Genomic DNA, 21,535 nt, shown 5'->3' on the forward strand with positions numbered 1-21,535 from the left:
CTTCCGGTATGAATTATCCTGAGACAGGGTATGAATGATACTCATAGATAGTGGCGCTCTTGATGTGTTGCTTCGTGACACATTAGCTGGCAACCTTTCTGGCACCGATGTGATCCAGCGTTCTGGCATCGCATTCCTGGACTTCGGCCGGATAGCGCTCACCGAGCACGCCCTTAATTTTTGACCCGCAGGTCGTGGGTCACCACCTTCTGAAACCCCGTCACGCGCTGGCGAACAAGGGCATTATCAAAAAGTTCCCCGAACCGGCCAGGGCTCAGCCCGCCCCATAACCCGATATGGGCCTCCACGTGGGCAAACACAATAAAATAATCCCGTTCGTACCGGTCAAGGCGTCGGATGGTCTGTGTGATATCTTCTCTTGAACGGGTATTTTCGTTTTCAAGATTATCAACGCCCGCAAACATGGCCGTCAGGAAACTTTCGATATGGTTCGTCTGCTGCGGATTAATAAACCAGTCATCAGCAAACACCACGAGCGTATGCACGCCGGCCTGAGCATCATTAACGGACTGCTCCAGGCCGGGAAGCAGTCCCGTGCCTTCACGACGCGCGGCTTTATGCAGTGCAATGAACTCGCCGGGATCGAATTTATTGTGATTGGTGATCACGCCCACACCCACTTCAGCCGCTTTCAGGGCACTGACGTAGTCGCGAATATTTCTGTCGGGTTCTCCGGCATAGCGAAATTCTTTATTTGCACGGGTATGAAGATGAAAATCCACCCTGACCAAGCAGGAGCCATTCTCAAATACGGGATACATTCCCTGATACCGTTATTCAGTTGCTGATGAATGCCCGGAGACTAAATAATGTTATTTATAGTAAGGCGATCCCGTTCCGGCTTCATTTTATTAAGGTCACTGGTATCAATACTTGATCTAAACCCAAAGCGCATTTAACAGATTATGCATGAGAGGGGTAGGCAGTCTTTTCCGGCGTGATGATTTCTGCAACAGATAAATATGATTGTTGCACTTCAGACAATAGTCCACCGGTGGCAACAATTCGACACTTTTTGTGACTTTTCAGCAACAATCCTTCTTCTCCTCTCCGGAGATCCGAAAAAAGGCAATATCGGAACTCTGGTGGAGCCGATTTAGTGAAATATAGTTAGCTGTAGCTGATAAGAATTTACGTGAGAATGGGAAGGGTCTCAGTCCCGTCAGCATGGTGCCTATGGCACCAGTACCAGAATGGCAGAAAATATCTGATAGGCTAGTTCGTATACAAGAGAAGCTGGATGTAAGCGGTCACGTTTATGTGCTTGTAAAGGCATGTGGTAACTATTAGGTTATGGGCTGTACAGACTCCCGGTTGCGTAAACGCAGATACCATTTTTTGCTAGACATGTTAAAAGGAGGTAACAGTGAAGCGATTCCCGAATGGCTCAGACTGGCGTAAATGGGATTTGCACGTCCATACCCCTCAGTCATCACTTGAGAATCAGTATCGGAATGACTGGGAAGCTTATCTTTCTGCAATTGAAGCGTTTGACGACGAGGTCGCTGTCATGGGGGCGACCGACTACTGCACTATCACCGGGTATGAAAAGCTACTCGCATACCGTGCGCAGGGCCGGATAACCAATATTGAGGCCATTTTTCCTAATATAGAATTTCGCATCACACCTGAAACGCAAAAAGATAAGGGTGTAAATATTCATCTTATTATCAATCCGGCGGATGTCGATCACGTAAACAAAATAAAGCATGCCCTGGGGCGGCTTCACTTCCGTTACTGCGAGCAAAATTACTCCTGTAATGATCAGGAACTGACTAATCTGGGGATTGCGGTCGCAGGGCTGTCCTCACCAGAAAAAAATCTGCGCGACGGAATTAATCAGTTTAAGCCTTCTTTTGACGTCTTTGAAAAGTGGCTGAGAAGAGAAACCTGGCTGCGGGACAACGCTATTGTTATTGCATCGAACAACTCAGGAGACGGAGTCTCCGGGCTCCGCGACAATGGTCTTCTTGCTGTCCGGCAGAACATCTATCGCCTGGTTGATGCGATTTTTTCTGGTAACCCGCAGGATTGTGAGTACTTTCAGGGACGTGGCAGCGACAGCAGGGCTGAAGTCATCAGTAAATACGGCAAGCTACTCCCCTGCCTTCATGGTTCGGATGCACATGGACTGACTAAAATTTTTCGTCCCGACGGGGATCGTTTTTGCTGGATTAAAGCCGATCCTACTTTTGCGGGATTAAAACAGGTACTGTACGATCACACTCGCGTCAGGATCCAGAAAACGTCCCCCCATACAAAAACGCCTTATCAATATATTAAACACGTCTGTTTTACGGATCGCAGTGGCCTTGCACTTTTTTCAGACCAGCCTGTACATTTCAGTCCCGACCTGAATGCAATCATAGGCGGGAAGTCTTCAGGAAAATCTCTGCTGCTTTACCACATGGCATGCGCCATTAACGCTGATGAGGTTAGCGAGAAAATCAGGATCTCGGGACAAGCCGTCTATGATGACTTTAGCAATCTCGATGTTGAAGTCACATGGGGAAATGGTGAAGTTAGTTCATTACATGGTGACGACTGCCGGCCTGTGACCTACATTCCTCAGCTCTATATCAATCACCTTGCCGAACGCAGCGGCCAGCTTCAGCTAAATCAGCTGGTCGAGGAAATTCTTTATCAGAATAATAATTTCAAAGCTTTCGCAGTTGAGAATACCGCACAGCGGGAAGCGACTATACGGGTTATAAAAACCAGGATTGATTACCTTACCGAGCTGCGCAAAAAATATAGCGAATGCGGTAAGGAAATGGAGAAGTACGGCACGGAAAAGGCGGTAAGTGATGAAATCCGGCGGCAGGAGGAGAAGATAGCTCAACTGAGGAAGCAGGCATCGTTTACACCGGATGAAGAAAAGCAGTATATGGCACTCAGACTGCGCACGGACAACCTTCAATCCCGCCGGCGCGCGATAGAAGATCTTACTGGTGCCAGCAGAAGCCTGAAAGAAAGCCTTTATCGGCATGCCGGTGGCACGATACAAAGCCTTACCGACCAACTCAGGCTGGATATTCCGCTGTCTGAGAATTCCTCTTTTTTGGAGAAAAGCCTTCGTCAGCTGGAGGCCAGTCTTTCAGCTGCTGTCAGTGACTTCATTGGTCGTCACGAGGCCCGTTTTGGCTGCATCCCCGCAAGGCTGAGGCGGATTGATACCGAAAGCGCAGCCAAAAGGGAAACGCTGCTTCCCCTGTCGGTAAAAATTACCGATCAGGAAACGCTCAAAGCATCCACGGCTGCGCTTGAAAAGGAAAAAGAAAAACTCAGACAGCTACAACAGCTCTCTGAACGCCGTCGGTCCATTTTACAGGAAGGCAATGATACAAAAAGCCAGCTCCAGACAGAGTATGCGCGCCTTACTGGCCTTTACCAGGCTTACGTGGACGAGCTAAGCAAGCCTGAATACCACCCTGAAGGCGAAATTAGCGTAATTGCTCGCATATCCTTCAATGCTGAGAAGTTTGATCGCTTCACCGGCTGCTTTGACCGGCGAGGGAACATAAACCTTCTGCTCGGCGATCTGGCCAGCCCGAAAGGCGGCTACACATTTTCCGCTGATAGCCATGCGGATACAATTGCAGGCATCTATGACCGCTACAGAAGTGGCGGGGTTGCTCCCGCTCTTCGTAAGGGCATTGAGGATTCCGATATTCTGAGTTATCTCTATGATGACTGCTACCTGATTGATTTTTCTGTCCGTTACCGCAGCGACGATATCGTGCAGATGTCGCCGGGCAAACGGGGTCTGGTGCTGCTTAACCTGATCCTTCACCTGAGCAATTCGCGACACCCTATCCTTATTGATCAGCCTGAAGACAATCTCGATAACCGGACGATTTATTCCCAGCTCAATGATTTCGTCAGGCAGCGCAAGGCGGACCGGCAGATCATTATGGTGACGCACAATGCCAACCTCGTCGTGGGAACGGATGCTGAATGCGTGATCGTATCTAACCAGAGTGGGCAGCGCTCTGGCATTGAGAACAGTGAATTCCGGTTTGAATATTATACCGGCTCACTGGAGTGCTCGTTCACTTCACAGGACGATTCAGGCCGTCTGCATACCCGGGGTATCAGAGAACACGTTTGTGAAATTCTGGAAGGCGGGATCCAGGCCTTTAAGGAAAGGGAACGCAAGTACGGCCTGTAGATTAAAATAACGCTTCAGTTCTTGCCGTACGCTGGCCATCGGCAAGAACTGACCATATTTCTGCTCTTCCATTATCATCCTGATCTGAACCTCAATAACCCGGAAGGTATCCGGGTCAAAAAGGGCCAGTAAATATATGAGAACCTAGAGAATGGCGATGGAGTTATCAGCACCTATAGTGAGAACTGTCTGCCCCTCCTTTACAATCCGGATAAACTCGTTTTTCTCAAGAACCCTGATTAATCTGCTTATGCCTTTACCACCACGTGAAACTTTTATCTGTGCTTTTATCTTTTCGGGGGCAATATAGCTGTTCAGCCCGTCCACTGAACACAGGGCATAAAATCTCAGGTTTGCCGAGTGGCTCAGGAAATTCACTTTCCGGTCAGGATTCATCCATCCGATCATATCCAGAATATCGTCATAATGTTTCCTCAGCAGGCTACAGCTGGCCTGGGCTCCGTATACCGGGTTTCCGTAATCCGGTTTACCGGTCTTAGGATCGTCATGGTGGAACTTCCAGATGGCCTCGTGGTGGGACAATCTGTTACGCAGCTCCTTGATGCGATAAAACTGATCGCATATTTCCTTTCGTTCATAATGGGCCGGAGCATTTGGAAACACTGTACGCGTCAGATGAGGCCAGAGCAGGGTCTTATGTGCCCCCTGAGGATTCTCGTAATATCGGGTTAGTAACATTGTCCAGAAGCCAAAGGACAAACCGGATATCACTCGGTTCGGTGTAATTAACTTGCTGGTCTTGGCAATTTCATCGATTGCCATTTTTACCTGATTTTCAACGGGTATTGTTTTCTTCAATACACGATTACCGTATTGATCAAGCAAAAAACCCTGAGCATCCCTTGGGAGGCTTGTTTTTTTCGGATCCGGGCGTTTGTACCTGTCATTATTTTTGGGATACGTTTTGTCCCCCATATAACGGGGAAGATCAAATATCCAGTTATGGTCTGTTTTCCACAAAGAGGAGGCGACAGCGGCCGGAGGCGGGTTCGTCTGTATCGCATGATCAAGTGCATTGCGCAGCGTGACTTCCAGACACTGCAGGGCTGGCAGCATGGCGCCGCAAAGCGCCTTGTTCCAGTGATATGCCGACATTACCTGTGCTGGGGTTATTTTAAGATGTTGAACATAGATATCGAGGCGTTCTTTGTTAATGAACAGATCAAGGCTCATTCGGCATCCCGTGAAAAATGTTTGACATACGTGGCGTGTGTCTGCTTTAATTCACACATCAAAGCGGTGTGCCGTAGTTCAGGCCTCACGCGACAATAGTTGTTCGGAAAAGCCATCCTTCGGGGTGGCTTTTCTCGTTTCAGAGCCCGTCCACGGGTTCCAGCTTCTTCTCCGCACGAATAGCATTGATGTCCGCGTAAAACTTCTCAGCTCCAACCAGATAAAAAACCTCATGAAACACCCGGTCGATCAACTTCGCATCACGGCCGGAAATTTCATTAAACAGCGAAAACGTCAGGGACAGGCCACGGGGGATATAGGCATACTGGCTGTGCAGCACCTGGCTGGCACGCAGATGGAGATAAGGCATATTCCTCATCATGATCTGCTGTAAATCATCATGGGTGGTCAGTTTCAGCAGCGCCTTATACTTAAGGTTATTACCGGTAATCATATCGTTTTCAAACCAGTGTTCGGCGACCTTTATACCGAATTGCTTACCGAGTTCTTCATCCATCAGGCTGACAAGCGGACTTGTACGGCTGAAGTTTTTTATCAAATCCTGAAATTCCTGTGTCAGGAGCTCTTTCAGAAAATCGCTTTTGGACTTCCCGGCGATGCTGGCCTGCACCGTAATCATCGCATCAACATCAAGTGGGATATTTCGCACCGTAAGCGTTGCTGTTTTGTTTACGTCTGGTTCCTGTTCCTGAAATGTCATAATGATACCCTTTAAAGCCGAAGCAATGACACACCTCACTATTGATGCATAACATCTCACGAGAATCACTAAATGTCAAATGCATCAAAAAACAATATTTGCATCAAAATAAGTAATGAGACTTACTGTGACAATCTGGCTTTTTTACGTAGATCCGATTTCTGGTGGTTCCGGATCTGCTTCAGCCCCACCGGCGCGCAGCGGCCAGGAAACACAACATGTGCCACATTGTCAGCTGCATTATCGTCAATATGTTGTGTTTATCCCCTGCCCCGTGATCGGATGCTCACGGCCGAAATTGAGCGCTTTGCTTATTCCCTGACCGTGGTACACTTCCGGAAACCGTTAAATAACGGAAAAGTCGGATCACCCGGAAACCGCCATCCGGTAATTTACTAATGTGGTTATATGGCTGCTTATTATCAGCCTGAAAATGATGCTGGTATGGAAAAATCATCCGGGTGACAGACTCAGGGTTGTGCTTAGCCGATTATGCTGCACGTCATAATTACTCTGAGTGACTATTTGCCAGCAAACCAGAAAGGAGATCAGGATGGGACGTGCAGTGAAAGTGAATATCGGCGAAAGACAATTCGCTTCGAAAAAAGCCGCCGTCAGTTATTTCATGGATCAGCGTGATGCTGTTAAAGAAACGGGGCCGTTAAAAGAGGGCAATTTTTTTGAAGAGCTGAAGGCGCTCTATCTGAAATATTGCGATTGCTGTGAAAGCTGGGGACTGAACGGACGGACCATCACATCGGGCATCACATCTGTGCTACTGGGTGCACTTTTCAGAAAAACAGGCCCGGCCTTTTTCGGTAAGGGAAGCTGTGGATGAGATCGCAAAAGCAGCTGCTGAACAGCTGTAGCTGAGGGCGGGATTTCTCAACGATTTAAGGAAGCGAAAGTATGGGAATGTTTGACACGGTCACGTTTCGCTACCGTCTGCCGGACGGGGTAACAGGTACTGAATTCCAGACCAAAGTTCTTGACTGCCAGTCTGAATCTTACGAGATTTCCGCTGAAGGCCGCCTGCTTCGCTGGATGGAAGACGGTACCCGCACCGACCGATACCTGTTTTGACGGGATGCTGACCCTCAGTGCCGATGACGATTATCACCTGTATTTTGAAAACGGAACGGTAAAGTGGATTGAGATTTATTCACAGGGTAACACCCGTTTTCCCTTTGATCCCGCGGATACTCTCCCGGAGCGGAACTGAAGAGATTTACAGTAAAAGGAATATATACGGTGGATGTACCAAAATTTGATGAATCCAGTAATGCCTGGCTGCTGACCCTGCCTGAGACCCGTACAGGTGGCCGGTACCAGCAAGCCTGCAGGGTAGTCGTCATCAGAACCCTAAAGGAAACCTACTCTCCAGCCAGTGGTGATCTTGACGTGAAAAGAAAGCTGGCTGGTCGCACATGTACTCTTTCCCTTTACTGGGACGGGGGAGGCTGGCATCAGGAGCCTGAATACAAAGCGGAGTTTACAGTTAATATCTGGGATGGCACGACCGAACTTGACCTCACGAATTCTGATTTTATGCTTGACTACAATTTGCGGGGGCGAGGACTTGGCTCCTGGATCATGATTCAGCTGATTTCCTGGGCAAAGACTCTTCCGGCTGATACCCCTGTGAAACGTATCCGGACATCCCCTGTTGATGAAAATGACAAGGAAAATATGCTTCGTCGGGATCGCTTCTGGAACGGTATCGGATTCAGGTTCGAGCCAGGCGGAAGACTATCCCTCCCCTTAACCGTAGGCGAGCTTCAGTACCCAAAAGGTCTCCATTGTCCCCTTATCGCTGTGCCTTTGCATAAGGGCGTTGATGAATTGCATCGACTGTGCGAGAGCCAGAAGCATGAGATTGAATGCCTGAAATCTAATCAGTCATATCAGATAGGGAAAATCCGGTATCTGACAGAACGCCAGTGGGATGTTTTACTGATAAAATTCATCTCCTTCATCCTTTTCTCCCCCTTTATTATTCCCTGCTGGCTCTACAGCAAGCTGAAACGAAGTCGTGAGACAATCCATAAAAATGATCTACCCGAGAGTCTGAAGGTTCAACATCCCGAGGAACAATACCTGCCCACTAAGGAGAACAAACAATGATGCCGGCAGTACCAGGCCAGGGCGTTTCGTTTTCATCCACGCAGCTGCCGGTGGCCATCGACTACCCGGCCGCCCTGGCCCTTCGCCAGATGGCTCTCGTTCAGGACGAACTGCCTAAATACCTGCTGGCGCCGGAGGTGAGCGCCTTGCTCCACTATGTGCCCGATCTGCATCGCAAGATGCTGCTGGCCACCCTCTGGAACACTGGGGCACGAATCAATGAAGCGCTGGCGCTGACAAGGGGGGATTTTTCCCTGGCGCCGCCCTACCCGTTCGTGCAGCTGGCCACACTCAAACAAAGGGCTGAAAAAGCCGCCAGAACAGCTGGCCGTGCGCCCGTCGGCAGTCAGACTCACCGGCTGGTACCGCTTTCTGATACGAACTATGTCTGTCAGCTGGAGATGATGGTGGCCACGCTGAAAATACCTCTTGAGCGACGTAACAAGCGCACCGGCAGAACCGAGAAGGCGCGCATCTGGGAAATAACCGACCGGACCGTCCGCACCTGGCTCAGCGAAGCAGTTGAAGCGGCAGCGGCCGACGGGGTGATGTTCTCTGTGCCTGTGACGCCGCACACTTTCCGTCACAGCTATGCCATGCACATGCTGTATGCCGGAATTCCGCTGAAGGTACTGCAGGCGCTGATGGGACATAAGTCAATCAGTTCGACGGAAGTCTACACAAAAGTGTTCGCGCTGGATGTGGCCGCCCGGCATCGGGTGCAGTTCCAGATGCCGGGTGATGAGGCGGTGACGTTGCTTAAAAATATTGGTGGCTAAGATAGTAAAATAACAAGATGGTAAGTTACCATCTTACCATCTTACCATCTTACCATCTTACCATCTTACCATCTTACCATCTTACCATCTTACCATCTTACCATCTTACCATCTTACCATCTTACCATCTTAGTATCTTATTTAGTTGTTAAGTTGTCGTTATTTTAACCGTGACTTTTCAATAAGTTGAGAAATTTCTTCTCGTGATAAGTTTTCTAATGCCATCACTGCAGCTCTAACTACATCTGATCTATTAACTCTCCTGTGCCCTGATAACATCTCTTCCCTTATCACATTATCAATTGAGTTAAGATTCTCTTCAGCAAGAGAGATACTGACTGGTTTTGCTTTGCTAGTAACAGGCTTATTGCTTGGTTCGTCTAGATTTTTTGCAGTGAGACCAGCTGAACCTCCGTTTATAAACGAAGCTTCGTCCCTTGGCGGTGTATGGGCTCTATTCCTCACAGAATTATCTCCTTAACCAGAGCTTCAATTTCTTCTTGGGCTTTGATGTTCTGTGTTTCAAAAATAGTCATCGATTCGGCCCAGGCATCCCTGTGAGCTTTTCTGTCACATACGCGAGCATCAGACAGACTCATTTCCGGAAAGTCTTTGAGAACATCAGCCGCCTGATTAGCTTCATTAACGAACATGTTAGTTGGTGTCATATTCAACACTAAATACCCACGTACCGACTCATTGAAATCTTTAGCTGCAGTAAAAACAGAGCAAGTGTGAGGTACGACATCCAAATCCATTTGGGACGGTCGTAAAGGGGAAATGAACACATCTGCAGCCATTAATCCGCTTCGCATCTCTGCACTGTCACGGCCAGCACAATCGGCGATTACAAAGTCATAAGATTTTTCATGCTCTTTTAGCATGGCTTTGATGTTGCCGGACGCTCCCGTCACAGGCATATGAGGCAAGTTCTCTGGTCGATTGTTATACCAGGTCAGCACTGATTTTTGATCGTCGGCATCTACAATGAGAACTCGCTTTCCTTGTGCCATAAGATATGCAGCGATGGAAACTGCGAGCGTACTTTTACCTACTCCACCTTTTTGACTACCAAGAACAATGATCATATTCCGTACACCATGTTTGTTATCTTATTAAGATAATAGGATAACAAAAAATAATTTTCAATATGCTCTGGCGTTGGTATCTTGTTATCATATTAACTTGTCATGTTGCTAATTTCATTTAATTCAATGTCATACAAATATAGCTAAACTATTTACTATCTTAACAAGTTATTATGTTAACAAAATATTATCTTGTTATCGTATTCACACTTTTGAGTGAAGGAGTAAATCAATGGACCTTGTGTTGAAAAAAAATCCAAGGGGAAGGCTTGAAAGAAAACTGATTCTGGCAGAGAGAGAGGCATTGCTGCATGTTTTCAGCAACGGTCGAAAACCCGCTCAGGCTGATTTACGTATAGCAAATTCTGTGCTTGAAGAAATGGACCGCCGTAAGTTGTGGTTAAAATGTGATTGCGTCGAACATGACCCGAACATCGAAGGTCCTTTTAACTGCGAGGTTAACGTTGCCAGGTTACGCCACGTCAAGACGACAAGACAGCATGATGAACAGTGCCCATTGTTCAGGCTAAAGAAAAGTAAGGATGCTGATAACACTATCACTGAAGGAAAAACCAGCCCACTAAATCCGGTTGGCGGGAATGACTGGTTACCTGACAAGAAGAAAGACACCAAAATCACCTCTGTGGAAGTGCCGGTGGCGCCCCGTAACCGTCGACGCAAAACTCTTAAACCCATTCCGGCTCTGGGCCGAAAACTGCTGACTCTCATTCAGGCAGCTGGCCTGAACCAACTTGAACTAGTACCTGAATATAAAAGTCCGGGGTTAGTCGGTTCTGTAAATAGAATAAAAGAAGTTCTGGATGAACATACAATGGGCAATGGAACACAGCTTAATATGCTGTTCAGTTGCGCGCCCTGGTTGTCCCTCGAACGGATTAACGACATGCTGACTCAGCTAGAAGTTTCACTACAGAATGATAGCAGTGATAAGGAGGCATGCGTGTATATCATTGGTATTGCGACCGATGCCAATCGGGAAGAAGTAACCTTTAGCGTTCGGTGTAATACTTTTATCCATAGGCCTGAAGCCCGAGTCAGTATCAATGGAGAAAGCACCTACAACACTGGCAGTCGGGCACCATACTGGGCAATTCTGGAATACCGCAGAGGTAGGGATGGCAAGGTTTACTGCCATGAGGGCTATGCGCATGCCGCGTATACGCTTGATAATCCGGTGCCTGTGGATAGCAACAAAGAGCGCGACACACTGAAGGTAATAATAAACGCCAGCAGCTATGCTGGCCGTCAGGAAAATCATCCGGATGCGATCAGCCTCAGCAAGCCACTTTTCACGTCTAAAAGCACTAAGAATGGGGTGGAGGAGGTCATTCATCCTGACTTCATACTAAATGTGGTGCCGAGCAAAGAAAACACAGTTACTACTTTCATCATTGAAACAATGGGCTCTGAATCCGAAGAGTATGTCGAGCGTAAACTACAAACACATAGCTGGATGGAGCAGGAAGGTGTGCTCTTAACTGATCCTCCGGGCTGGCCAGAACCTTCAGACAGGACATTTAACAGCTTCCTGCTCAAACACATTTTTAGTGCAGGGAAAATGCTCCAATAGTTACAGGCAGCGGTTTTGAATTCAAATAGTGACAATGCACCCTCAGCCTGAAGTGGAAAGAACGCTCTTAAGTGTGACAAACGACACTCAGGGCTGAGGGGAGATGTGACAAGCTGCACTGAACTAAATGTGACAAATTGCCCTCATTAAGTGTTTTTAAAGCACAAAATTGGCACCATTTAGTTCCTGAAAACCAGCGTGGGCAAAGGAAGGCGAACTATTCTGTGACAAATGACCCTGAGAGCGTTAATTCTAATGTGACAAACCGCCCTCTTAACTGTGACAACTTGCCCTCAAACTTACTCCGGTGTGATGGACATTATGTCACTGAAAGAAAAGACTATATGAGTCGTCTGGCGGCCTTTCTTTTTCTCGATATAAGACAGACGCATTGGCGTTCTGCTATTAATCTCATCGACACTCGCCTGCAGGAACCGACGGCGGAAGTCCGGCATACGCTGATAACTTTGCGGAAGCTGATAGCGCTCCATGATCCAGTCTATTTTCAGCGATACCACGCCAGAGCCATCCGGCTTACGGTATTGGCATAGCGACTCGTACAGACGCATGGCATAGGGATTGGTGATCTCTTTCGTTTCACTGAGTCGGAACTGTGTGAAACGGTTCTGAAGGCCAATGAAGAAAGGAATGAGGTAAGGGTTAATATGAACGCTGTAGAGCCCTCTGGAGGGACTATGGGCACGTTTGATGAACCAGGGAAAGGACTCATAACCTTTTTCTTCACCGGCATCCTCTTCAGGGCGATAAAAAACCACTTCTTTACCCGCGAATCCCTTCAGGGCCTGACGGATATCTTTGCTGGCCTCGGCGGAGGTCAACCCGAAAGTTTCCGCATACTTGGCGACCTGAATTTCACATATCCCGTCATGCTCCTGCAGCGTACCGTCAGATTTTCTGATCTGGTCCACAAAGAGATAAAGCATACGCTTTTGGTCGCGAGAAAGACTGTATGCCGCCTCAGTCAGTTCGTTTGACTGGACAATTCGCGGGCTATTCTTACGTTTTTTATGGTTGATAACCGCAATTTCCGTCATGTCAGGTCCGTGTAAAGTGTGACAGGATTTAAGATTGTCACACTAATTGAAAAAGAGTCAACAGGTAGGGATAACTTTGTGGAATACAGCAAATCATGAGGGCAATTTGTCACAGGGTTAAGGGCAATTTGTCACCCTTTAAGAGGGTGGTTGAGGGTGATTTGTCACACTGAGAGGGCAGATTGTCACACAGATCCTTCTCAAACCCGCATGAATAAAGGGCTGAGAGGCATTCTAAAAAGGTAAACCTAACAACCCTTTAAAAAGATCTTATAAAAATATGCACGTGGATAAGTGGATAAGTGGATCAAGCAGAGTGGGGTATCCATTAAACACCGAGCGTAAGCGGAATATGTCCGTTCAGTTCCCTGGTGCTTCCTCGCTCACTCGCGGGCTTCGCCCTGTCGTTCGGCTGCGGCGAGCACTACTGGCTCTCTTGAAAGGCGAAATTTAACTGATCCTTGCAATGGGGATATCTTTCCAGCGAGTCGTGTACGCAGGGGAGAGCATGTCACGTTTCATTTGCCAGGATGGCGCAATCCCTCGTTCGGCAAACCAGACCTGTCCCAGACCAGAATGATTAATGCCATCGAGAACCTTCATCAGCTCAGCGCTGTGAGGACGTGGCGGACGTTCGTCGAACAGTTGTAGCTGCGAAACGCCTGAGTCAGTGAAGTCATTCAGCATCACACCGGCTTTGGCATACCTGTGCCCATCCTTCCAGATACGCTCCAGAGCCGCTGTGGCGGCCGCAATGACATCTCGGGTGTCCTGAGTGGGGGTAAGTAGTTTCACCGTGGCCACGTTGCCGTAATACGGCTCTTTAACGGCGAATGGAGACGTTTTGATGAAAACGGAAATATGCCGGCAATACTGGCGCTCTTTACGCAGCTTTTCTGAGGCCCGCTCTGCGTACTGACAGACAGCCTGCCGCAGCGAATCGTACTCCGTGATTTTCTCTCCAAAACTGCGGCTGCAGACGATCTGCTGTTTCGTTGGCGGGGCTTCTTCAAGCGACATGCAGCTTTCCCCGTTCAGTTCGCGCACTGTTCGCTCGAGAACGACGGAGAAATTTTTCCGGATGAAGGCCGGGTTCGTCAGGGCCAGATCGAGCGCGGTCTTAATGCCCAGTACATTGGGCTTGCGTGCAATACGGTTTCCCACGCCCCAGATCTCTTCGACCGGCTGCAGTGAAAGCAGTTTCCGCGTTCGCTGAGGATTCCCCCGGGTCAGGGCGAGCACACCACGAAACTGTTTCCACTCCTTTGAGGCCCACTGGGCTGATTTTGCAAGGGTTTTTGTAGGCGCAGCCCCCACTCCGATGGTCAGCCGGGTACAGTCATATACGTGCTGGCGCAGCTGCCGGCCGAAGTCCTCCAGAGCCATGCAGTGCTCAACGCCGGTCAGGTCGAGGAACATCTCGTCAATCGAATACTGTTCCACCCTGGGAGCCAGCTCCTCCAGACAGCTCATCACGCGCGCCGACATCGAAGCGTAAAGCTCATAATTGCTTGAAAAACAATATATTTGTTCCGGGTAGGGCTCATTTTTTATCTGGAACCACGGGGTGCCCATTTTGATCCAGGGCTTTGCCTCGGCGCTGCGCGCGATCACATTTCCGTCGTTGTTGCTCAAGACGACGATTGGCTTTCCTTTCAAATCCGGGCGGAAAACACGTTCGCAGCTGGCATAAAAGCTGTTCACATCGGCCAGGGCAAACATCAGTACATCTCCCTCGGGCGGTGGATGATGTGCGTGACGACACCAAAGATATCCAGATCGTCCGGGTCGGGATAAATCGGCGACCAGGCGGCGTTCATGGGCTGCAGCGTCAGTCGTGGCGTCAGCAGCAGCCGTTTGACCGTAAACTCCCCCTGCACGCTGGCCACAACAATATCGCCATGCCGGGGCTTCTCGGCACAGTCCACAACCAGCAGATCGCCATTGTACAGGCTGCCGTCGGCCATGCTGTCTCCGCTGGCGCGAAGGTAGTAAGTCGCGCTCGGATGCCGTATGCAGTAATCATGGAGATCCAGATCGGATTCGACATAGTCAGCTGCAGGGCTGGGAAAACCGCAGCTGGCAAGGTCTGCAAACAACGGATGGGCCTGTGGCGGGAGTTCTTTCCCGGTGCTGAAAAGCTGCAGTTTCATCTTTCCTCCTGACGTCTAAATATACTGGTTATTTATACAGTATATTTAACAGCGTGAGGATAATCCAGATCGCCTGCGCCATGAACAGAGTGAGTAACCTAAGCTACTCAAAATGTTCGTAAACATCATTTTGATCCCCTAGTGTTACTCATAATGAGAAATAAGGCTTTTATTTTTCCATTTTGCTCTTATAATATGTATCAAATTGAGTTTAATTGACGGAGCATAATGATGAATATTTACTGCGATGATGGTTCAACTAATGTTAAGCTGGCATGGTTTGAAGGAAACGAGCTGCAGACCCGGGTTTCTGCTAACTCCTTCCGGCATGGCTGGAAAGTGGCGGAGTTCAGTGCTGCAACGTTCAACTATCAGGTGGGCACGCTGAAATACACCTGGGACAGCGTCAGCCGGGATGCCATCCCGACAACAAACGTGGAGTATCAGTACGGTGATCTCAACCTGCTGGCCGTGCATCATGCGCTGCTGAACAGCGGGCTTGAGCCGCAGCCGGTGAGCCTGACCGTGACGCTGCCCCTGAGCGAGTATTATGGCGGGGACTGCCAGCGGAACGAGGAGAACATCCGACGCAAACGGGAAAACCTGATGCGTGAGCTGGTTCTGAATAAGGGCAGGGCATTTACCGTAACGGACGTGAAGGTGATGCCGGAATCACTGCCGGCGGCGTTCTCCCGTCTCGCGGAGCTGAAGCCCGGACCCGCAGAGACCACCCTGATTATCGATCTCGGCGGAACCACGCTCGATGCCGGCGTGATTGTCGGACAGTTTGACGATATCAGTGCGGTACACGGCAATCCGTCTGTCGGCGTGTCGCAGGTCACCCGCGCAGCTGCAGGCGCGCTGCGGGCTGCAGACAGCGAAACCAGCGCGCTTATTGCTGACACGGTCATCCGCAACCGCAACGATCGTCAGTATCTGCAGCGTGTGATCAACGATGCCGGAAAAATCGACGATGTTCTGAATAAAATTACAGAGGCAATCACTTCCCTGGGCGCGCGTGTCACCAGTGAGCTGACGGCCTTCAGGAACGTTAACCGGGTATTCCTGGTCGGGGGAGGGGCATCCCTCATTGAAGAGGCTATCCGTCAGGCCTGGCCTCTGGCTCCTGACCGTATCGAGGTTATAGGCGATCCGCAGCTGGCGCTGGCCAGAGAGATTGCCCTTTACAATAAAGAGGACTAAACGTGCCGGACGGCCAGTATTCTTTCTATCTGCACAGCGACGATCGCACCGACATCGCGGCGATGGCGACCATCAGCACCATCTCACAGCCCCTGCGCGGTGACTTCATCCGGACCGCCGCCACCGCCGGGGCGGTGATGTACCAGACGGATGCCCGTTTACCAGCGATGATCCCGGTGTTCTTTGACGGGCAGCTGAGCGCCATCCGGCTATGCGCCGTAATGGCCCTGGTATCCGGCACCTGGTCTTCACTCTCAGGACTTCCTGATGAGCCTGATGGTGGCGTGGCGGCTCTGGCCATGTCACCGGATACGGAATACCAGCGCCGGCGTTACACCCTGACGCTTCTGGATGACCGGAGCAGTGAACGGGTTGAGCGTGTGCTGACGGGGGTGTCTTCGCGCCTGCGTGGAGAGCTGCTGAGAAACCTGATTATCACCGGTCTGGCCCTGCATACGACTGCGCCGGAACTGCCGCGTCTGCTGGCCAGCATGCCGGTACCGCCCGGCACGGTCAGCGAGCTGCAGGTTCTGGTTCAGCAGATGGCCGGTACGGCTGGCGTGAGTAAAGCTGCAGTACCGGAGAAACCAGCAGAGCCTGCCGCACCGGTAACCGGTGAAGCGACCAGGATAAAGAAAAATATGCGACGGGCATTCGGAGACTAAAACATGTCAGTGATTAAACAGAAGGCAGATCAGTGCATTCATAACTTTCTGCGCGCCCGAAACGTGCCCGAATCTCAGTGGCCGGAACGGGTCAAAAAGACCGGCAGGGGAATGATACTGGCAGGCGTGGCCGTCGTGGTTCCCGGCGTTCTGGCTGATAACATCTCCCTGCCGGTGACAATCGCGATGCAGGTCTGCTATGCCTCGCTGATCGGCCTCGGGGTTCTCCTGGCTTTTGATGATAAAAAGTCGAAGAGCCGATCCTGAGCAAGAACATCATTCAGAATGGTAACCAGATAGCCAGGGAGGGACTGATGCAAAAGGTTAAGAGAGCGGGGCTGACGCTGGCGCGCCCAGCGAACTGTTGAACTGTTGAACTGTCAGGATATAAGGGAGATGAACACAATGAGGAAGACAAATGAAGTGTAATACTGCACTTTTGTTTGTGGCGCTCACACTGGCAATACCTGGTGCGGTGAATGCGGCAGCCACAGTGGCGGTTCTTGACCAGATGGCCAAGCAAAAGCAAAAGGAACGTGAAGACCAGCTCGAAGCCGTGGAACGTGATGCTTTGGCACAGCCAGATGCATGGAAAGCGTATCTACAGGTGTCTGACGCAGTGCCTGCTGATGCTCCCATCATGCTGCAAAACCGCTACCGCAGCCTCGCCATTTCACTGGCACTGAAGGCTGCAATGGCCTGTTCCCCAGACGCCCTCAAGCTCCTCGGGCGTAACGACGTGATAGAGTTTCGCGTACTCCGATCATCGTTAGTCTCAGCCTGCAGAACAGCTAAATAAGAGAGCTGCTGAGAAACCTGATTATTACCGGTCTGGCCCTGCATACGACCGCGCCGGAGCTGCCGCGTCTGCTGGCCAGCATGCCGGTACCGCCCGGCACGGTCAGCGAGCTGCAGGTTCTGGTTCAGCAGATGGCCGGTACGGCTGGCGTTTAACGAGAAAAAACCAAAGGGGCGGGGATGAATATGAACATTAACCTGAAGGAAACAGTATGAAGCTTGAAGAACTGTCTGGAGACGAACGCACACTGGTTATTGTGGCACTGCAGGCGCTGCACCGTGAGAGACTGACCGCATCAAATGCCGTCTTTACGGTCTGTAGTCTGGCCGGAAAAAAGCAGCCGCCGGAAGATATTTTTGGGCTGCGTGAAGTTCAGGATGCGCTGAGACGTATCGGTGCTGCACCTGCGCGTTAAATCCGGCCCCGTACACTTCAGAACTAAAAAACGGCAGGCTGATATCGTGTCCCTGCCGTCAGACATTGCCCCGCTTTTAATCTCTGCCTCCTCCTCCTGAATAAAAAGGAAGTCGTTTCTCTCCGCCTGATTGCCGCCAGCCGGCGGCGTATTCAACGCCGTGCCTTCACGCTAACCCGGCCGCTGCGGTCGCAAGGGTTCACGTTGTCTCCGTCCTCACCCGTTCGCACCTTTCACGGTGCATTCAGCCCGTGAAAGGCTTGCGCTGCGGCTTGCGGCGTCGCCCCTGCGCCCTCCGCTCAGAGCCGGGTTTTTGTGGCGGCACGGCGCAAGAGGGTGCCGCATATCAGAGAGGAGTGTGTCTATGTCCCGTTTTATTCTGGGTGACTGCGTGCAGGTGATGTCCCGTTTTCCGGCGCGTGCCGTCGATTTTATTCTTACCGATCCACCGTATCTGGTTGGTTATAAGGATCGTACCGGCCGCACCCTGGCCGGGGACAACTCTGCCGAATGGCTCCAGCCCGCCTGTCATGAAATGTACCGCGTGCTGAAAAACGACAGTCTTATGGTGAGCTTCTATGCCTGGAACCGCGCGGATCTGTTTCTGAATGCGTGGAAAGCGGCCGGCTTCCGGGTGGTTGGCCATATCGTCTTTGCCAAGAGCTACGCCTCAAAATCGACATTCGTGGGTTACACCCATGAGAGCGCCTACCTGCTGGCGAAGGGGAGGCCGCAAACCCCGGACCGTCCCATCCCGGACGTGATCCCCTGGAAATACACGGGCAACCGACACCACCCGACGGAGAAGCCGGTGCAGAGCCTGCGGCCGCTGATTGAATCGTTCACGCGTCCGGGGGCCATTGTCCTTGACCCGTTCGCCGGCAGCGGCTCCACCTGCGTGGCCGCCGCCGAAGCCAGCCGCCGCTATATCGGGATCGAGATGCTTGAGCAGTACCACGCCGCCGGCGTCCGCCGTCTGGCACAGGTTGAACGGGCGAGAAGGATGCCGGCGGCCAATGACGGCGCGTTTTACCCTGACTGGCCGGAGGCAGCATGAATTACCCGGGCCTTGAACACCTGCGCGCGGACGTGGCCGCGCTCAGCAATGCCATGTGTGATGTGCGGATGCTGCTGAACCGCCTCGAATCGCAGCACCGGCACGACGCTGCAACGCTTACTGAACGTATGGCTGCGCAGACTCTGCGCCGGATTAACACCCTGCTTCTGGAAGCCTACCGCGAAGCCCTGGTGCTGGACGAGACTTTTCAGGACTGACTGACCCTGCCGGGCTGTGGCCCGGCCTGTTACCCCTTACAAGAGAGAAAAAACAATGTACGGAACCCGCGAAGAACTTTGTGTACAGCTTGAAAACATGTTCACGCCTGACGAACCCCTGGTCCTGCTGGTCTGGACGGAAGAGGGGATTAGTGTGGCCTGCCGTGAAGCCCAGCCAGAACCGGACGGGGGGGAAATCCGGGAAGTGATGAAGGCGCTCGGCGAAATGAAAATGACGCAATACCGCCAGGAGGGGGTAAATAATCTGACTGTCAGCGATCTTCTGACCCGTCAGCGCGAAGCGGCAAACCGTCAGGTGAGCGTTCCGGCGGTACTCCTCTCCCGCGTCCTGCGTAACTATGAATGCGAGCTGGAAAACCGGATCGGTATGGCCTGGGAAGCCGGGCGGCAGGAGCCGGAATCTGTCAGGGATGAGCTGAATAATGTTCGAGCCCTACAGGAGGCGCTGGCCGCCTGAGAGAACGCCGGGGTAACGCCCCGGCAACCGGTGGCCATCCACTGCGAATAAGGATGTCAGTGCCTTCCGCTTTTATCCGCCGCCGCCCTACGGGCCACGTCGGGACAATGAAACTCCCCTGAAGCTCCGTGCGGTGACGGCATGCGCCGTGACTTCACTGTAGCCCGGCCGCATCGGCCACAAGGGTTCGCTGACGCCTCCGTCCTCACCCGTTCGCACCCTTCACGGTGCATTCAGCCCGTGAAGGCTTTGCGCTGCGGCTTGCGGCGTCGCCCCTGTGTCCTCCGCTTTTCGCCGGTCTGTCGTGTCGTCACGGCGATGCCGGAACCGAGAATATGTTAACCGTGGAGGATCTATGAACCAGACCGTGACCTGTGATGCTGTTCGTCTTGAGGGTGCGCAGCGCCTGACTTTCCTGCCTGATTTGTTTGGCGGCGATTTTATGACGTCCGAGGCATCCGTGTACGCCTACGCCCAGCGTTATTGCCCTGAGTATCAGGGGGGATTCTGGCAGTTTTACCGGCTGCCGGAAGGCGGCGGATATATGGCGCCTGACGTGGAGAGCCTGACCCTGTGCAATCGGGAAAACTGGTTTGAGCAGACTGTCAGCGGGGAAGTGGCGGGGATCATCCTCACGGCGCTGGTACTGAATCACCGGAGCTGGCACCACAGCAACCATGACCACGAGGAACTGTGCCGCCACTTCTGCCGCCGTTATGAGCAGCTTATGGCATTTGTTGATACCCATCCGGAAAGCGCCACCATCTGGCGTGCCCTTGACTGACTGACCACGGGCGGCGAGGCCACCCGATTAAAGGAGAAAAACATGATTGGTACAGCAAGAGAAATTGCCCTTGAAATGCTGCGTTGTTCCGACCTCGATGACGAGAAGTACGTTTTCGCCAGCTGGAACCGAAATGATATCCGTTGCGTCTGCCTGGACTGGGATTTGAACGATGAGGAACTGGATGAAGTCCTGCGCCGGCTGAGTTCCTGCCTCGAAAGTGGTGCGGATATCGGCCAGATACGGGCGATAGTCGAAACCATGCTCGATGAGCGACACGAGAAACGAAGCGTGACTATTCCCGCGAAATCGCTGGCATTAGTCATGCAGCTTGCAGGGAAGGAAATGGAGCGTATCGCCGTATGCGCTGAGGATGGCGGCGGATCAGCAGAAGAAACCCTGAAAGAAGAAAACGTCGTCATGATGAGCCTGCGTGCTGCGCTTGAGGCCTGACAGAGAAGCCGGAGGCGTTGCCTCCGGAAACTGAAAAAAGGAGAACACCATGCAACTGTCACCGGAAACCCGCAGTATCCTGCGCCAGTATAAAACGCTCATCAACGAGCGACGTCGTGAATCCGGACTCAGCCCCGTAACCACAGCGAAAGTGCTGGATGAGATCTGCGAATCGGCTACCCGCCAGTGCGCCGTCTATCTTTGCGGCCACTTCATTCTCCAGGGCGGCCAGGGGGATGGACAATAAATAATCCGGGCGGGGCATATGCGCCGCCTGTTCGCGCGCGAAAACCCTGTCATCCCTTCGGGCTGACGGGCGGCAAGGCCAGCGCCTGCGGCGCTGCCCCCTCCCGCCCTGATGTAAGCCCGGGTAGATGCAGATAAAAGCCATTGTGAGGGCAAATTGTCACGTATACGGTCCTGCGTGGCGTGGCGTGGCGTGGCGTGGCGTGGCGTGGCGTGGCGTGGCGTGGCGTTGTCGCCAGCTCTGAAACCCGATCAGCAAATCCTCTGAAAACACCTGAATCCCTCTTCTGGCCCCCTTCGGCTCCCGGCCAGCGCTGCTG

23 protein-coding genes and 3 pseudogenes are annotated in these 21,535 nt (G+C 51.5%); 18 read left to right on the forward strand and 8 right to left on the reverse strand.

All coding sequences use genetic code 11. The features are described from left to right. Positions 1-85 precede the first annotated feature (85 nt). A pseudogene (locus ACWKXT_RS23605) lies at positions 86-782 on the reverse strand (TrlF family ATPase); the annotation flags it as partial. A gap of 605 nt (positions 783-1,387) precedes the next feature. On the opposite strand from ACWKXT_RS23605, the gene ACWKXT_RS23610 reads away from it, so the two are divergent. Further along, entirely contained in the window at positions 1,388-4,192 is a 2,805-nt protein-coding gene (locus ACWKXT_RS23610; RefSeq protein WP_454533263.1) for a TrlF family AAA-like ATPase, read from the forward strand. Positions 4,193-4,336: 144 nt separating this feature from the next. On the opposite strand, the gene ACWKXT_RS23615 is transcribed toward ACWKXT_RS23610, so the two are convergent. Continuing rightward, entirely contained in the window at positions 4,337-5,386 is a 1,050-nt protein-coding gene (locus tag ACWKXT_RS23615) for an Abi family protein (RefSeq protein WP_454533262.1), read from the reverse strand. Between the two features lie 139 nt (positions 5,387-5,525). After that, complete coding sequence (locus ACWKXT_RS23620) at positions 5,526-6,107, reverse strand: hypothetical protein (protein ID WP_454533261.1); 582 nt, start codon at positions 6,105-6,107, stop codon at positions 5,526-5,528. A gap of 553 nt (positions 6,108-6,660) precedes the next feature. Here ACWKXT_RS23620 and ACWKXT_RS23625 point away from each other — a divergent pair. The 4 genes and pseudogenes from ACWKXT_RS23625 (at position 6,661) to ACWKXT_RS23640 (ending at position 9,010) form a co-directional block, all read left to right on the forward strand. Beyond that, positions 6,661-6,945 carry a hypothetical protein gene (locus ACWKXT_RS23625; RefSeq protein WP_454533260.1) on the forward strand — a complete coding sequence of 95 codons (285 nt, stop codon included), beginning with the start codon at positions 6,661-6,663 and terminating at the stop codon, positions 6,943-6,945. A gap of 71 nt (positions 6,946-7,016) precedes the next feature. Continuing rightward, positions 7,017-7,329 (forward strand): annotated as a pseudogene (locus ACWKXT_RS23630) (hypothetical protein). Positions 7,330-7,358: 29 nt separating this feature from the next. Continuing rightward, positions 7,359-8,231 carry a hypothetical protein gene (locus ACWKXT_RS23635; RefSeq protein ID WP_454533259.1) on the forward strand — a complete coding sequence of 291 codons (873 nt, stop codon included), beginning with the start codon at positions 7,359-7,361 and terminating at the stop codon, positions 8,229-8,231. After that, positions 8,228-9,010, forward strand: a complete 783-nt coding sequence (locus tag ACWKXT_RS23640) for a site-specific integrase (RefSeq protein WP_454533258.1) — start codon at positions 8,228-8,230, stop codon at positions 9,008-9,010. Before ACWKXT_RS23635 ends, ACWKXT_RS23640 begins: the two co-directional genes overlap by 4 nt. A gap of 159 nt (positions 9,011-9,169) precedes the next feature. Here ACWKXT_RS23640 and ACWKXT_RS23645 read toward each other — a convergent pair whose 3' ends face one another. After that, complete coding sequence (locus ACWKXT_RS23645) at positions 9,170-9,475, reverse strand: ribbon-helix-helix domain-containing protein (RefSeq protein WP_072052050.1); 306 nt, start codon at positions 9,473-9,475, stop codon at positions 9,170-9,172. Beyond that, complete coding sequence (locus ACWKXT_RS23650) at positions 9,472-10,098, reverse strand: ParA family plasmid-partitioning AAA ATPase (protein WP_045898370.1); 627 nt, start codon at positions 10,096-10,098, stop codon at positions 9,472-9,474. Before ACWKXT_RS23650 ends, ACWKXT_RS23645 begins: the two co-directional genes overlap by 4 nt. Positions 10,099-10,330: 232 nt before the next feature. On the opposite strand from ACWKXT_RS23650, the gene ACWKXT_RS23655 reads away from it, so the two are divergent. Beyond that, positions 10,331-11,689: a hypothetical protein gene (locus ACWKXT_RS23655; protein ID WP_454533257.1), complete on the forward strand. Its 1,359-nt coding sequence runs from the start codon at positions 10,331-10,333 to the stop codon at positions 11,687-11,689. A gap of 299 nt (positions 11,690-11,988) precedes the next feature. Here the strand turns inward: ACWKXT_RS23655 and repE are convergent, their stop codons facing one another. The 3 genes from repE to umuD form a co-directional block, all read right to left on the reverse strand. Then, positions 11,989-12,744: a replication initiation protein RepE gene (gene repE / locus ACWKXT_RS23660; protein ID WP_454533256.1), complete on the reverse strand. Its 756-nt coding sequence runs from the start codon at positions 12,742-12,744 to the stop codon at positions 11,989-11,991. Between the two features lie 450 nt (positions 12,745-13,194). After that, on the reverse strand, positions 13,195-14,466 hold the full coding sequence (locus ACWKXT_RS23665; RefSeq protein WP_454533255.1) for a Y-family DNA polymerase: 1,272 nt from the start codon (positions 14,464-14,466) through the stop codon (positions 13,195-13,197). Then, complete coding sequence (gene umuD, locus ACWKXT_RS23670; protein WP_032663686.1) at positions 14,466-14,897, reverse strand: translesion error-prone DNA polymerase V autoproteolytic subunit; 432 nt, start codon at positions 14,895-14,897, stop codon at positions 14,466-14,468. The genes ACWKXT_RS23665 and umuD overlap by 1 nt, the downstream gene beginning before the upstream one ends. Positions 14,898-15,128: 231 nt before the next feature. Between umuD and parM the strand changes: the two genes are divergently transcribed. From parM to ACWKXT_RS23730, 12 genes and pseudogenes are all read left to right on the forward strand, one after another. Further along, positions 15,129-16,100, forward strand: coding sequence for a plasmid segregation protein ParM domain-containing protein (gene parM, locus ACWKXT_RS23675; protein ID WP_454533268.1), 972 nt, complete (start codon positions 15,129-15,131; stop codon positions 16,098-16,100). Between the two features lie 2 nt (positions 16,101-16,102). Further along, positions 16,103-16,765, forward strand: a complete 663-nt coding sequence (locus ACWKXT_RS23680) for a plasmid partitioning/stability family protein (RefSeq protein ID WP_454533254.1) — start codon at positions 16,103-16,105, stop codon at positions 16,763-16,765. 3 nt (positions 16,766-16,768) lie between these two features. Beyond that, complete coding sequence (locus ACWKXT_RS23685; protein ID WP_454533253.1) at positions 16,769-17,032, forward strand: hypothetical protein; 264 nt, start codon at positions 16,769-16,771, stop codon at positions 17,030-17,032. A gap of 151 nt (positions 17,033-17,183) precedes the next feature. Continuing rightward, positions 17,184-17,564: a hypothetical protein gene (locus tag ACWKXT_RS23690; protein ID WP_454533252.1), complete on the forward strand. Its 381-nt coding sequence runs from the start codon at positions 17,184-17,186 to the stop codon at positions 17,562-17,564. Positions 17,565-17,566: 2 nt separating this feature from the next. Next, positions 17,567-17,716 (forward strand): annotated as a pseudogene (locus tag ACWKXT_RS23695) (plasmid partitioning/stability family protein); the annotation flags it as partial. Positions 17,717-17,775: 59 nt separating this feature from the next. Then, positions 17,776-17,979, forward strand: coding sequence for a hypothetical protein (locus ACWKXT_RS23700; RefSeq protein ID WP_454533251.1), 204 nt, complete (start codon positions 17,776-17,778; stop codon positions 17,977-17,979). Between the two features lie 364 nt (positions 17,980-18,343). Then, positions 18,344-19,036: a DNA methylase gene (locus tag ACWKXT_RS23705; RefSeq protein ID WP_045325837.1), complete on the forward strand. Its 693-nt coding sequence runs from the start codon at positions 18,344-18,346 to the stop codon at positions 19,034-19,036. Then, entirely contained in the window at positions 19,033-19,254 is a 222-nt protein-coding gene (locus ACWKXT_RS23710) for a hypothetical protein (RefSeq protein WP_013087144.1), read from the forward strand. Before ACWKXT_RS23705 ends, ACWKXT_RS23710 begins: the two co-directional genes overlap by 4 nt. A 55-nt stretch (positions 19,255-19,309) precedes the next feature. Then, a complete protein-coding gene (locus ACWKXT_RS23715; protein WP_454533250.1) occupies positions 19,310-19,732 on the forward strand; it encodes a DUF1380 family protein in 423 nt (140 codons plus the stop codon). 355 nt (positions 19,733-20,087) lie between these two features. Further along, complete coding sequence (locus tag ACWKXT_RS23720; protein ID WP_454533249.1) at positions 20,088-20,516, forward strand: antirestriction protein; 429 nt, start codon at positions 20,088-20,090, stop codon at positions 20,514-20,516. 42 nt (positions 20,517-20,558) lie between these two features. Continuing rightward, a complete protein-coding gene (locus ACWKXT_RS23725; RefSeq protein ID WP_454533248.1) occupies positions 20,559-20,969 on the forward strand; it encodes a hypothetical protein in 411 nt (136 codons plus the stop codon). Between the two features lie 49 nt (positions 20,970-21,018). Next, entirely contained in the window at positions 21,019-21,216 is a 198-nt protein-coding gene (locus ACWKXT_RS23730) for a hypothetical protein (protein ID WP_023337955.1), read from the forward strand. Positions 21,217-21,535 lie beyond the last annotated feature (319 nt).

The sequence above is a fragment of the Enterobacter sp. UPMP701 genome (genome assembly GCF_053709515.1).